The sequence below is a fragment of the Fodinibius salsisoli genome (assembly GCF_026229185.1).
Classification (GTDB): Bacteria; Bacteroidota; Rhodothermia; order Balneolales; family Balneolaceae; genus Fodinibius; species Fodinibius salsisoli.
In genome coordinates, this window is record NZ_JAGGJA010000003.1 from 281,425 (window position 1) to 294,941 (window position 13,517).

The following is a 13,517-nucleotide window of genomic DNA, read 5'->3' on the forward strand; positions in this document are numbered from 1 at the left end:
CGCTGATGGAAAGCTGGATTATCATTTTAATTATTTGCGGCATCTATCTGGCTATCACGCTGGCCATGGGTATCATTCCCGGACTAACGGTTTCAGAAAGTGTAACTGGATTTGTGGCTGGCGACCGAAGCATGAATCTGCTCATTCTCTATTTTGTGATGGGCGCTTCCATCTTCTCTTCTTTCGCCTTTCTGGGCGGACCCGGATGGGCTTATTCGCGCGGAGCAGCGGCTTTTTACATTATCGCTTATGGCACCACCGGCATGATCCCCATCTACTTTTTTGGTCCGAAGGTACGCCGCCTGGGCGAAAAGTATGGATTCGTGACCCAGGCAGAGATTCTAAGCGATCGTTTCAACAGTAAGACTCTCTCTGCTCTGTTGGCCATACTGAGCATCATCGTATTTATTCCCTATCTGACCCTGCAAATGAAAGGTGCTGGCTATGTGATCACCACTATCAGCGAAGGAGCCATTCCCCAGTGGATGGGCGCAGGTATTGCCTATCTGGTAGTCCTTATGTATGTCTATTTCAGCGGGGTCATGGGTGTTGGATGGACCAACACTTTTCAGGGTATTTTTATGATGATTATTGCCTGGTTTCTGGGCTTATATTTGCCGTACAAGCTATTTGGTGGGGTTGGAGAAATGTTTACTCAAATAGCAGAAAATCCCGATGTTACCAAAGCCATGCTCCAGGCTCCGGGACTCACGAACAGCGGCGAGCCCTGGAACTGGTGGGGATACAGCTCAGCCGTGCTGGTTTCCGCGGTTGGATTCTCCGTTTGGCCCCATCTTTTTATGCGCGCCTTTGCCGCCGACAGCGATCGCACGATGAAGCTGACCGGGGTACTGTACCCTACCTTTCAACTTTTTTTGGTACCGATCTTGATTATCGGCTTTACAGCTATCCTTGCCTATCCCGGCGTTAGCCCGGCGGATACCATCCTGCCTCATGTACTTACGCAGCTGGACCTGCCGGTCATTATCATCGGACTGGTATGTGCAGGCACGCTGGCGGCCTCAATGTCATCCGGAGATGCCATTCTGCATTCAGCAGCTTCTATCGGCGTGCGTGACGGCCTTTCACTCTTCCTTCCCGACCGATTGACAACCGATAAAAAAGAACGATTTCATATTCGCATTTTGGTTATTCTCATTAGCCTGGTAGCTTACTATTTTGCAGTCATTTCGGATATCCCCATCGTAAATTTGCTGCTGGGTTCGTACGGCGGAGTCGCCCAAATATTTCCGCTGGTCTTTTGCATGTTTTACTGGCAGAGAGCGAACAGGTTAGGCGCCCTGGCCGGTCTCGTCGGCGGTATTGCCACCACTATTTTCTTCCTCTTGTATCCTGAACTACGCCCTGTTCCCATGCATGAAGGCATTTATGGGCTGCTTGTCAATATTCCCTTGCTTGTTGGAGTCAGCCTGATGACCCCGCCTGAATCGAATCAACGCCTTAAACGTTATTCCAATATCTGATGAAAACAACCCAGACTACGCCCGACATACCAATCGTCTTTGAAGACCAACACCTGCTGATTGTAAATAAACCTGCCAATATGCTCTCGCAGGAGGATCACACCGGCGATCCGGATGTGCTCAACCTCTGCAAAGAATATCTTGCCCGCTCCAATCCGCGTAGCGGGATCCCCTTTCTTGGGTTAGTCCACCGGCTCGATCGTCCGGTTAGCGGACTCATGCTGCTGGCCAAAACGGGCCGGGCCGCCCAAAACCTATCGAAACAGATACACGACCGCACCATCCAGAAGACGTACCAGGCCGTGGTAGAAGGCAACCCGCCGCCCAACGGTGTGCTCACGCATCACCTGTTTAAAGATCGGGACAAAAATATGGTTAGTGTTGTTGCTGCAGATCTTAAGAAAGCCAAGGAAGCTACGCTGTCATTTGCTAAAATTGCGGAGTCTGGTGGCCTCAACCTTCTGTCCATTCACTTGCAAACCGGCCGACCCCATCAAATTCGCGTGCAGCTTGCCGAAGAAGGCTATCCCATTTGGGGCGACTATCGATACGGATCTGACCAGCCGGATGGCCGGGATATCGCCTTGCGGGCTGTTGAGCTTATTCTGAATCATCCTTCCCTCGGCGAACAGATGCAGTTTGAAGTGACGGCTCCCGACGAAGAACCCTGGAGCAGATTTTGAAGAAACTACTGTTAATAAAAAGTCCATTACTAGCTCGGGAACTCATTATCGCGGCTAAGCGGGGCACACCATACTCATCCGATGAGTGATACCAGCCTATTTTCCATTTAAGCCTCTTGTCACAAGCTCCTCTGAGTGACAGAGATCGATAAAGAAATAAATTCTTCCTACATGTCTCTGATCTGATTGATACTCCTTTTTCTTCATTCTCCGTTCCCTGAATCCTCATCGGATGATTTATCCAGGCAATATCTACTTAACTTTTTGTATAAGGTGCAGGCCAGTTTAAAAGTGGTCCAGGCCGCCTAGATATAGTCAGCTGTCGTAAGTATCTCGCTAGTAACAATACATTAGCACGATCGGACGCTCGCGCCATTGGCCCATGGAGATCTTAAACTGTTCCAAGTCACAAACTTGAAACAGTAGGTTACTGCTAATTCCCATCCTAAAATCTTAGCACTTTGGACTTAAGGCTTTTAACATTCCAATTCCTATTTTTTCATTCTTAATTCTTTAATCCCTAAACCTACATCTTGGACCCTGAATGTTTATTCACCCCCTGCTTCGGGACATCGCCTGCTCATATTTCAAAAGGAATTCCCGTTCGCTGAGTACCCCTATAAACTGATTTTCGGACCCTGGCCGGAGGATGGGCAGCTCCGGTTCTCCCGACTCCCTGAAATAGTCCAGCGCTGTGCTAAATGAATCGTTGAGCTTTAACAGTTTGGGAGGCACCATGATATCAGCGGCAATAATGACATCGCCCACCTCTTTTTGGAGCAGCATCCGTACATCATAAAGTGAAATCATCCCAATGATATCGCCGTCATCGTTATCTACGGGCAAAATGAGAGAGTCGGCCCTAGAAAATTCATCCAGGATTTGGCTGGCACGCCAACGGTGGTTAATCACCGGCATATATTTAGCTTTTTGGAAGGCCGAGCGCACCTTCAGATGCTGCATGACTTCACTGAGAAAGTCATCGCGATAGGAAGTAGACGAAAACCGGTTTTCCAGCTGCTGCTTATAGATACTCCAGCTTTGCGCTCCAAGATAAGCAACGGCGCTCGCAAAAATAAGCGGCACAATCAATCCATAGCTTTTACTCATCTCAGATATCAGGATGGTGGATGAAACGGGGACATTAGCTACCGCAGAGAAGAAAGACGCCATCCCCACCAGCACAAAAGCTTCCGGGCTGGTGATGGTTCCGGGAGCAATCATTTCAATAGTGTAACCCAGAACGCCCCCCAATAGTCCCCCGATGACCAAGGATGGTCCAAAAACCCCTCCGGACCCTCCTGACTGTATTGTGAAAGAGGTTGCGACCATTTTTAGAACCACAAGGGTGAGCATAAACGGGATCGTCAGGTTTCCATGCAACGCTGCCTGCAGAGAACCGTAGCTTGTACCCAGCACTGCCGGAAAGAAAAAACCGATGATCCCAACCAATAAACCGCCCACCATCGGTTTGAGGTAGAAAGGCAAACTCACCTTATCAAAAAGTGTCTTTATTCCATTGAATATTTTAGTATATAAAATGCCGGCAACCATAACGATAACGGCCAATAAGATAAACAGAGGCAACTCATAGGGATTGCTGAAACTTACCGGCTGAAAAGAAAAAATTGACTCCCATCCGGTAACCGAAGCGTAGACCGAATAACTGATGATTGAAGAAATGACACCGGCGACCAAGCCCTCACTTTCAAAATCACTGCGATATAATACTTCTGAAGAAAATAGCGCGGCGCCAATTGGAGCTTTAAATATTGCCCCAATACCGGCTGCCAGACCAGCCATCATAAATATACGGCGTTCACGGACTCCCATATCCAGTTTCTTGCTCACATACGACCCAATACCCGCTCCAATCTGGGCAATGGGTCCCTCCTTACCGGCACTGCCACCTGTTCCGATGGTAAAAACTGATGCCAACAATTTTGTGAAAGGAATGTTACTTTTGAGGTCCACTGAACTATGATAAGCTTCGATCACGGCATCGTTACCGTGCCCCCTGGCCTGCGGAGCAAACTTATAAACAATCAGTCCCGAAATAAGACCACCCAAGGCGGGCAGAAAAAATAGCAGCCAAGGCTGCTCTATGGCAAAGAAATCCAGCGGTAGAATGAAGTCCTCAAATATGCGCTCATTATCGGGATGTGTAATAACAGTCCCCGCCAGCTGATGGATCGCAACCTCCTGAATGAGCTCGAATAGAAAATTAAAAAGAAGTGCAAAAAGTCCCGCTAAAATTCCGATAATGACACAGTAAAACAGCCACCGGCCCGTGATGATCATATTCACTGCCTGGCCCAGATCGTGAAGGTTTGTCCTGAGTTTTCTGGAGTTTATACTAAACATATGCTATCTCCACTGATAATGGAAAGCAATCTAATCATTATCTTTCATTAATTATACATCCAATTGCATGAACGCTGACCAGCTTAGCCAATCGGCGGCCTTTATCGCCATTAAGTTCTATGGGCTTACCCGAAATCCAGACTTCCGGGGTCTGTTTGATGAGGAAACCATTCGGTTCTATGAATCGATAGTACAAACTTTACCGCGCCCTCTCTCTTACTATCACTATTGGCTACAGTTCGATTGGATACGCGCCCTGTATATTAAATCAGAAGAATTACTGTTACCCGGCGACTTGATGCATATTCTTGCCCGCAAGTGGTATATATCCAAGATGCTGGATGAATTACTTAACCAAGGCTATCAGCAACTCCTTGTTCTCGGTGCAGGATTTGATCACACGGCTTACTATTACAGACAACGAGGTATCCCAGCGCTCGAGCTCGACAGCCCGAGGATGGCAAAACTAAAAAAAGACTTTTTCCAAGAAGTCTACCCCAGTTATCCCCATCCTTCTATTCTTGCAGCTCAGCTCCCCGAACATTCGTTATCAGACATTTTGGAAAACCAGGAAACGATTGCCCCCCAAGAAAAAACAGCAATCATTTCAGAAGGATTCTTTGACTATTTAACTTCCCAAGAGGTAAGCAACGTTCTATCTACATTGCATAATTACTTTATACAACCTGCCCTTCTAAGCACCCATTTTGCGTTGGATGAGCTCCCCCCTCACCATCGATTAGTGTTCCGTTCAAGCTTAAACCTGGTAGGAGAAAAGCTACAGTTTGATACTTCCATGAGTGACTTCAAATCTCATTTATTGAAACATGGATTTATGATAGACCGATGCTACAGGCCAGAAGAAATGGCAGACCAATTTGTTGCCCCTCTGGATACCAAATTAGATATCCTGAACGGATTTTATATTATATCTGCCAAGGGTAGCCTGCCCTCTCTGTGAATATGATGGAACATTAAAACAGATCTGTATGTTGATGAGATGTAACATGCCAACCTAATGCTCTAACATTTTAGGGCTTTCAAAAGATTATGTACGAAAAAGAGCTTACGAAATATGAAGCGCTTGAACTCATTACCCCTATTGTAGATGATGAGGTAAGTGAAAAAAAACGCGAGGCATTCTTCAAATATATTGCGCAGCATAAGGATGTACGCAAAAAATATGAGTCTGCAAAAAATATCAAGTCGCTCATCAGTAGTCGCTGCCCTTCTACCCGTGCTCCCGAAGGCTTACGAAACCAGATACTACAGCTAATCAAAGACGAGAAGTAAACCTCCAGATAATTACTTCCCTACCCCTCTTCTTTCTCCAGCTGAGGTTGATCAGTAAGCTCATCGGGCAATGATGAATTGGCATTGGCGCCCAGTTCTTTCAGCATCTCTACCTGTCGCACCAAGTTGCCACGCCCCGTACTTAACCGGGTCATCGCCTGATCATAACTTTCCTGGGTTTGACGAATACGCTGACCAATTTCCTGCATGCTTTCCGCAAAAAGTCGAAACTTTTCGTACAGTGCCCCACCCCGATCAGCTATCTCCTGCGCATTCTTATTCTGATACTCCTGCTTCCATACACTGTCTATGGTCGCCAATGTTGCCAGCAACGTAGAGGGACTTACGATTACAATATTCATCTCGAAAGATTCATGATAAATACTTGTATCATTCTGCAGCGCAATCCCAAAGGCCGGTTCAATTGGAATAAACATTAACACGAAATCTGGACTGTTGCCCCCGTACAGCTCTTGGTAATTTTTATTGCTTAGTCCTTTCACATGGCTGCGGATAGAACCGAGATGGTCCCGCAATGCCGCCTGTTGCTCCTGCTCATCCTCGGCCGAAGCGTACCGCTCATAGGCTGTCAATGAAACCTTAGAATCGATAATCAGGCGCTTCTCATCCGGCAGGTGCACCACCACATCCGGGTGCAGGCGGCGGCCGTCGTCGGTGGTGTGGTACTCCTGTGTCTCATATTCACGTCCTTTGGTGAGCCCCGACTTCTCCAGGATGCGCTGCAGGATCACCTCGCCCCAGTTGCCCTGGGTCTTCGACTCGCCCTTCAGGGCCTTTGTCAGGTCGTTGGCCTCCTTCGCCATCTTCTGGTTAAGCTCCATCAGGTTTTTGAGCTCCTGTTTCAGCGAACCCCGGGCCTCTACTTCATCTTTGTGGGTCTCCTCCACTTTCTTCTTGAAGGCTTCCATCTTTTCACCCAGCGGTTTCAACAACTGGTCCAGCTTCTCCTTATTCTGCTCAGTAAACTTCTTGCTCTTTTCTTCGAGGATCTTATTCGCCAGGTTCTCAAACTCATCCTTAAACCGCTCCTGCAGCTGCTGCATTTCCTCTTTCTGCTCGCTGAGCCGCTCCTTCAGGTTCCGGTAGTCGGCATTTAGTTCGGCCAGCTGCTTTTCTGCTTCATTAGCGCGCCGTTCGCTTTCCTTTTGTTCTCGCTCCGTCGATTCCAACTGACGGGCGATATTCTGGTTGCGTTCCTCCAGCCGGGATACCTGCTGTGCGGCCTGCTCGCGTTCCAGCTCCAGCGCATCGGCCTCTTCTTTACTTAACGCCTGGCTGCTTTTATACCTGAAATGCGCAATGGCGTAGCCGAGAATGAGTCCAACGAGGATAAAAAGGATTGCAGTCAATTCCATAGTTTGTAAATGAAAAATAGTTCAGTGAAAAATTTAAAAATAGAGCACTGGTGGCAAATAAAACTAACTCTGCCAAGATTTGGACAGTGCCAACAATATCAGAGTTCTGTCGTCCAGTTTCCAGTGTGGATTGTATAACTTTAAGATATAGAGGGGGGATGACAGCGTAGTGGCAGAGTAAATTAATTTTTTATTAAATCTTCAATATTCCAACCTGCATTGTCAAGCTCTTCAATGTCGTCATCGGTAATATTTTCCTTGTACATTGCAAGACAAAGCAAATATTTAGGTCTCGTCATGCCTACAAATATGTTTCTCATTCTTTGCTCTTTTCGCTTTTTAACTTTCTCTCTGTTCCCTTTGAGTGACTCTACTAATTTTGATAAATCATGACCATGCATATAAGTTTCCAAAATTAATGTAGCGTCATGCGTCTCACCTTTTATTGAATGTATTGTAGATAAATCTACTTGGATGCTCAATTCATCATTCGAATAGCTGTAGGTATTTAAATCTTTCGTACTACCGTCTGCCAATTTAGATACATCAAAACTACTTTCATCAAGATACTTTACAAATTCTTTCACTTCACCCTTATTATCCCCAGTCAACAAAATTCCAATAATTTCGAATATTGAACTAACTATTTCTTCCCAATTTTCCTTATTCAACTCCAAAGATAATTCAAGACAATCATAGAAGATTTTATTTAATAACTGGTGTTTCCCAACATCATTTAACCATCTAATAAAACTTCTTTTACTATATCTTTTACCTTCTTCTGTTTTTGACCCACTTTTACTTAAAATTCTTAAAACCCCTTTTAAAAGAAGATCATAGCTTTCTTTAAACTCATTGTCTTTTTTTAAGAGGTATCTACTGAGAAATACATAGTCAATTAGATAAGAAATATTAATATTGGACGTCGTTATTTCTTCGTTGAAATCAGCAAAGTAATCATTGATTAGATATGGGAAATTTTTGTTTTGCTTAATTTCTTCTTGACTTCTTGAGTCTGACTTTCTTAATCCTATAGCTTTTACTGTATGGCTTTTACTTTCTAGTTTACCAAACTCATCAATAACTAATTCACAAAAAGACGGAAGTACTTCCGCGATTGAATTTTTATCGAATAAAAAGATGGTATTTTTAAAATTATTTCGCTCATCAAAACCTACTAATTGTTGAGGGTTAATTGCAGTAAAGTAAGAAGCTGAATTTGCAATCTTGTTCCCAAATCTTTTAGAAGTTTTAACCTCGATCTTTTTTTCTTCATAAGGAAAATCTTCTAATAAACTTCCTTGGTTACCCGAATATATTGACTGATTGATATCACCAAGTTTTTGAACAGTAGAACCTTCTGAAAAGATATCCTTTAGAATTTTATCCTGTTGGAAATTTGAATCCTGAATCTCGTCAATAAATACTAATGGGAACCTGGTATTTATTACATTTTTGATTGAAGGAAATTTTGCCAAATAGTATTCAGAAAAGGCATACATATCATTGAATCGCAAAATTCCTTTGCGAAGTAATTCTAACTTTATCTCTTTAAGTTCTTGATAGGTTTCTATGTCTTTTCCCCAAGGAAGCTGTTTCCTACCATATCTGGATATATAAGTTAAATCTAACTCTGATCCTTCGAATTCTAAAGTACTGGCGATCCTTTCCCCGTTGTATTTATGACTAAGAGTTCTTCGAGCATTGTATTTATACTGAAGCAATTCTAAGGCATTTTCTGAGAAAATTTTATTATCAATAAAGCTGATTTCAATCCCTTTATTCCTTAAAAGTGGGAGAGCGAAATAATTATTGATAAATGATTGTATTGTACCTATAAAATGCGGATAGCCCAATAGATCTAAACCTCCTTCAATTTTTGAAAGCCGTTTTTCAATTTCTTCTCTGGCAACGTTCGTATGTGACAATACACAAATTCCTCGATCAGACCACTTCCATTTCTGTGCTAGAATAGCAAGTTTAGCAACCAATAGAGTTGTTTTTCCACTACCTGGTCCAGCTTGAACATCTAAATTACTTAAACTTTTTAATACCTCATCTCGATTATCTTCGGTAAAGCTAAAACCAAATATTTTCTCAATTGATGCTATATCCTGATCACTGATATTTAAATCGTTGTCAATCATGCTAAGTCTTCGAACTCTTTATTACGTGTTACGTATTTAATTGCATCAACAATGTACTCTGGCAAATCATCTTCTAAACTTCGATCATACTCTTCTTCCAAATAGTGAGATAATTCTTGAGCAACAACTGTTTTAGAAAGATTGTGCTCGAAGAATTTGTTATAAATTAAATCAGCCTCATCTTCTTGTTGGGAAATAAGAGCATCATATTCATCTTTTGAATTAGAAATAATTTTTTCTTTTTCGTCAGCTAAATCTGAATCTTCATAATTCAGATCATTTGCTAAGTTTATTGCAGTAAGCATTTCCAATCCCAAACCACTTTTGATCAGATCATACTCGAGAGTCCAATTTTCTGCAACAAACGTATAAACTGGTTTACCATCGTTCTCTTGCAAACTTTCCTTCTTTTCAGATCGATCCTCATCACTGTAATCTCTTTCTGTTTTTTTGTAGTGTTTATCTGCATCATTATTTCCTTCAGAAAAAAAGTCAGATGGAATATCAATATCAGCAATACATGCTACCCTAATCGGCATTTCTTTATCCTCCTCACACTGTTGAAATATTCTTGAATATCGAAATAAACCTGTATGACCTACATTGACTATTGAAATACCATTTTTTGAAAAAGAACAACCGATCAATTTTGCAAGTGTTGGTATAAGCAAGTTTTCTGCATCCCCCTCTACAATTACAACCCCTTTTGCAAAAAACAGATTCGCCTTTGTCACATCTAAAAACCTTTTTAAAAATTGATAGTCTTCCTCTGATAACTTCGTTTGGTCATTTTTTAAACTGTAAGCATTACCATCACCAACCATTATCAGATTTTGAGGATTAACCTTAGAAGATATATTGGGACTATGTGTTGAAGTTATTATTTGTAGGGATTGATCTGTTAAACCTGCTTTTTCTTCAAGAAAATCCATTAATCGAACCTGCATTGGGGGATGCAAGTGTGCCTCTGGTTCCTCAATTAATAATAATGGCATTCCAAAGTCGCTTTCACTACTAAGCAAAAGCAACTCAGTAGCCATAAATAATATATTATTAATTCCTAGGCCTCTTTTGGTTCGAATTTCTTTATCATCTTCTGGCCTAATCCAAAGTTCAAATTTTTCTAAAATTTCTCTTAAAGAAGCTTTTTTGGATATTCCCAATTCACCACTAATTGTATCATCCCCAATTGAAAATTCATTTAAATAGTCTTGATTTATTTTACTCTCTGAGTCCTCTATATAATCATTATTTTTGATTAGGTACTCTGCCTGCCTCATTATATCAACAAGTGTTTCGGGCTCAAAGTCATTTGGATTTTCATCATCAAAGTTATCATTCTGTTGTTCTTTGCTATCAGGATGCGCTTCTAAAATCTGTGATAAACGTGACCTCCGACCTGAACTCATTTCTGATTCAGCATCTCTCAATGGTTTTAAATAAGTTGTCTTTAAAAATTCCCTTATATCACCTTCAATAGCTTTACCCTGTCCATTTTTTCCTGATCTATAGTTTACTGAAATCCTTCTGCGATAATTCTTAACATCTCTGTTAAGTGTTGCCTCAAGATTGACAATCAAACATTTTTCTCCATCTACCAAGCTTAACCATTCTAAATATCTTGCAGCTTCTTCTTTTGTTAAATCTGTAAACGTGCATGAAATTTGAAGGTTTGTTTTTCTTTGATCACCAACTATATGAAAATCCTCTTCAGTAATGCGATGATATTCATCACTTGTAGTCCATAAAACATGTCTTATAGCATCAATAATTGCAGATTTACCAGAATCATTTTCTCCTACAAGTAAATTTAAGCCTTCCTGAAAATCTATCTCAAGATGATTATTGTTCTCTTTAGAACCGAATGTTCTGTAATTTTCAATAATAAGATTGGATAAATACATCCCCTACTAAATAATTAATTGAAAGTTAAAATATAACTAACTAAAAAAATCACTTAGCTCATAAGTTTTTAATTTCGTTCATTTTAAATAATCAAAAACAGCTTAATCTCACACAAATTTGAAAAAGTTACACGGCACCTTACTACCCAACCATTCTCTACCCTTACTTACTCAGTCTCCTTGATATTATAATCCCGGACACTACGAGATACTAAGCTTATAACACTCTGAGATATACTTCTCTGTCCGACCGAGCCAATACACCCTGAGATAAGCTTCTGTACTTAAAACAGCCTTAAGGATAAAAAGGCACTGCCAAACAGTTCTTTGATTTTGTGTATTCGATATCTAATATCAATTAATATGGCAAGTGATATTTAAGTCCCACTTCTACTTAAAACGTAAAAAGCTATGCGACATCAATACTGGCAGTATCCAAAATACAATCACGGGGAATTTGAAACGGGAGAGGTTTCCGGGACGGGTGTTATTGTATAAGAGGTGATTTATTTGAGAAGTTATGAACAGCCTATACCAATCGCCCCACCACAAAACCAGTGAGGGGACGAGCACAAGACCTCATCGTGCATCTAGGCTTGATGTGCGATGAATAAATGAGTTCGTTAGTTATCCATTCCTACCGCGACAAAAACAGTCGCAGCACGAATATAACACCTCATCGGTCCCGATTTCTCGGGATCCGGTGAGTGAAAAGCCCTTGCTCTCTCCCAATCGTCCGACTTAAAACCAGAAGCCGAACGAAAGTCCAACCCTCATTAAGAATCCACATTTAATGTGCGGTGAATGAAATTGCTCCTTTCCATTTGCCAACATACTCCATGTCTTTCACAAGGTTTTTTGGCTTTGCAAGGTGCAAATTTTCAAGAGGGCTGCTAATTTTTGTTTCAATGTCCTAAATTCACAACCAATAGTTACTCCAGCACTTTTGAGTGTAATAAAATATACGAGACTCTTAATTTCTGATTCCCTGGCTTCACCCACATAGCTCTTGAAATACAATAAGATCTATAAAATTATGAAGCGAACAACAACCATTACTCTCATCCTGTTCTTATCAGCATTGATCTCCTGTTCATTATTAGACAATAACTCACACGCATCAAAAATTATCGGTCAGTGGCAATGGGTTCGATCCAGTGGAGGATTTGCGGGTGAGGTTACAACACGAGATTCCGCGGGAGTGCCTGACCGTCATTTTAACTTCAAGTCCAACGGTGCCTTTACATTCTACCGGACCGATACCCTGGTACAAGCAGGAAAATATTCTTTACAGAAAAAAGAAGGAGATGTGATTATAAGTTATGATACAGGACAAAAGGACTTCTTCTTTGATCAAAGAGTAACCTTCAAAGGGAAAGATACATTGATATTATCCGATGAATGCTATGACTGTTATATTCATACCTATATTCGAGCTCAGTAAATCCGTGGGAGAAACTTATCATTCAATTATTTTTCTCTTCCCAAAGCTCTGCGTTAGAATGTGCAAGAGTTCAATAGATCGCTGAGCAACGACATTTCTAGAACCGGACACCTATTCTTTACGAGAGAATAGCTCTACTCCTGACATGAAAGATAGGTGCAATATTTCTTCAATAGTTATTCCCTTGCTCCCGGGTGTAATAGAATGTAGGCCTGAACAGCGAAAATAAGTTGTTGAAACCTACACCTGTATTTATATTTCTCTTAACTATCAAGTAAAAGGTCCGGATGCCATGTCACTTATCCATCGTTTATACCAGCCAGCAATTCCTTTCATTATGGCCTTCTTGCTGATTATTCTCTCTTTGCCGGCCTGCTCGCTCTTTGACGGCAATGACCGTAACAGCGCCGATTCCAGTTTCAGAGAAAATCATCAAAAATGGCAGGCAATGGATTATGCTGAATATACCTTTACCCTCGATCGATACTGCTTTTGTGGCGGTGGTCTGTATCCTGCTAAAGTAGTCGTTAAAGCAGACACGATATTTAGTGTGCTGGATCCCCATTCCCAAAAGCCTGTCTCCATCGATTCCACGCTAACCTACGAAGATGTTTATCCCACTGTTGAAGATCTTTTCGATTTAATCAAAGACGCTATGGAAAAAGATGCCGACCGCCTTGATGTTGAATACAATAATTTTTCTGGTTTTCCCTGGCGTATCGATATTGATTATAGCAAACAGATCGCTGATGAAGAAATCAGATATGAAATAACTTCCTTCTCGGGTTCATCACATTTATATCCTGTTTAATTTAATACCCC

10 protein-coding genes are annotated in these 13,517 nt (G+C 41.8%); 6 read left to right on the forward strand and 4 right to left on the reverse strand.

What is annotated here, in order from left to right:
• Window positions 1–5: 5 nt before the first annotated feature.
• Together J6I44_RS06145 and J6I44_RS06150 are read left to right on the forward strand one after the other, a co-directional pair.
• Window positions 6–1,484, forward strand: a complete 1,479-nt coding sequence (locus J6I44_RS06145; protein WP_265765133.1) for a sodium:solute symporter family protein — start codon at window positions 6–8, stop codon at window positions 1,482–1,484.
• The gene (locus J6I44_RS06150; RefSeq protein ID WP_265765134.1) at window positions 1,484–2,167 is read left to right on the forward strand and encodes an RluA family pseudouridine synthase; all 684 of its coding nucleotides are present in this window, start codon (window positions 1,484–1,486) and stop codon (window positions 2,165–2,167) included. The genes J6I44_RS06145 and J6I44_RS06150 overlap by 1 nt, the downstream gene beginning before the upstream one ends.
• 552 nt (window positions 2,168–2,719) lie before the next feature.
• Here J6I44_RS06150 and J6I44_RS06155 read toward each other — a convergent pair.
• Window positions 2,720–4,531 (reverse strand): chloride channel protein, encoded by a 1,812-nt coding sequence (locus J6I44_RS06155; protein WP_265765135.1) that lies wholly within the window; start codon window positions 4,529–4,531, stop codon window positions 2,720–2,722.
• 67 nt (window positions 4,532–4,598) lie between these two features.
• Here J6I44_RS06155 and J6I44_RS06160 point away from each other — a divergent pair, with 67 nt between their 5' ends.
• Together J6I44_RS06160 and J6I44_RS06165 are read left to right on the forward strand one after the other, a co-directional pair.
• Window positions 4,599–5,492: a class I SAM-dependent methyltransferase gene (locus J6I44_RS06160; RefSeq protein ID WP_265765136.1), complete on the forward strand. Its 894-nt coding sequence runs from the start codon at window positions 4,599–4,601 to the stop codon at window positions 5,490–5,492.
• A gap of 89 nt (window positions 5,493–5,581) precedes the next feature.
• Window positions 5,582–5,824, forward strand: coding sequence for a hypothetical protein (locus J6I44_RS06165; protein WP_265765137.1), 243 nt, complete (start codon window positions 5,582–5,584; stop codon window positions 5,822–5,824).
• Between the two features lie 20 nt (window positions 5,825–5,844).
• On the opposite strand, the gene J6I44_RS06170 is transcribed toward J6I44_RS06165, so the two are convergent.
• From J6I44_RS06170 to J6I44_RS06180, 3 genes are all read right to left on the reverse strand, one after another.
• Window positions 5,845–7,200, reverse strand: a complete 1,356-nt coding sequence (locus J6I44_RS06170) for a DNA recombination protein RmuC (protein WP_265765138.1) — start codon at window positions 7,198–7,200, stop codon at window positions 5,845–5,847.
• A gap of 182 nt (window positions 7,201–7,382) precedes the next feature.
• Entirely contained in the window at window positions 7,383–9,347 is a 1,965-nt protein-coding gene (locus J6I44_RS06175; RefSeq protein WP_265765139.1) for a UvrD-helicase domain-containing protein, read from the reverse strand.
• On the reverse strand, window positions 9,344–11,251 hold the full coding sequence (locus J6I44_RS06180; protein ID WP_265765140.1) for an ATP-dependent nuclease: 1,908 nt from the start codon (window positions 11,249–11,251) through the stop codon (window positions 9,344–9,346). The genes J6I44_RS06175 and J6I44_RS06180 overlap by 4 nt, the downstream gene beginning before the upstream one ends.
• Before the next feature lie 1,036 nt (window positions 11,252–12,287).
• Between J6I44_RS06180 and J6I44_RS06185 the strand changes: the two genes are divergently transcribed.
• Window positions 12,288–12,695: a hypothetical protein gene (locus tag J6I44_RS06185; RefSeq protein WP_265765141.1), complete on the forward strand. Its 408-nt coding sequence runs from the start codon at window positions 12,288–12,290 to the stop codon at window positions 12,693–12,695.
• A 292-nt stretch (window positions 12,696–12,987) separates the two neighbouring features.
• The gene (locus tag J6I44_RS06190) at window positions 12,988–13,506 is read left to right on the forward strand and encodes a DUF6174 domain-containing protein (protein ID WP_265765142.1); all 519 of its coding nucleotides are present in this window, start codon (window positions 12,988–12,990) and stop codon (window positions 13,504–13,506) included.
• Window positions 13,507–13,517 lie beyond the last annotated feature (11 nt).

Excerpts from the sequence above, each read along its gene's own strand:
- J6I44_RS06160 (WP_265765136.1), top strand. The coding sequence starts at position 4,599 with ATGAACGCTGACCAGCTTAGCCAATCGGCGGCCTTTATCGCCATTAAG.
- J6I44_RS06185 (WP_265765141.1), top strand. The coding sequence starts at position 12,288 with ATGAAGCGAACAACAACCATTACTCTCATCCTGTTCTTATCAGCATTG.
- J6I44_RS06150 (WP_265765134.1), top strand. The coding sequence starts at position 1,484 with ATGAAAACAACCCAGACTACGCCCGACATACCAATCGTCTTTGAAGAC.
- J6I44_RS06180 (WP_265765140.1), bottom strand. The coding sequence starts at position 11,251 with ATGTATTTATCCAATCTTATTATTGAAAATTACAGAACATTCGGTTCT.
- J6I44_RS06175 (WP_265765139.1), bottom strand. The coding sequence starts at position 9,347 with ATGATTGACAACGATTTAAATATCAGTGATCAGGATATAGCATCAATT.
- J6I44_RS06165 (WP_265765137.1), top strand. The coding sequence starts at position 5,582 with ATGTACGAAAAAGAGCTTACGAAATATGAAGCGCTTGAACTCATTACC.
- J6I44_RS06155 (WP_265765135.1), bottom strand. The coding sequence starts at position 4,531 with ATGTTTAGTATAAACTCCAGAAAACTCAGGACAAACCTTCACGATCTG.
- J6I44_RS06145 (WP_265765133.1), top strand. The coding sequence starts at position 6 with ATGGAAAGCTGGATTATCATTTTAATTATTTGCGGCATCTATCTGGCT.
- J6I44_RS06190 (WP_265765142.1), top strand. The coding sequence starts at position 12,988 with ATGTCACTTATCCATCGTTTATACCAGCCAGCAATTCCTTTCATTATG.
- J6I44_RS06170 (WP_265765138.1), bottom strand. The coding sequence starts at position 7,200 with ATGGAATTGACTGCAATCCTTTTTATCCTCGTTGGACTCATTCTCGGC.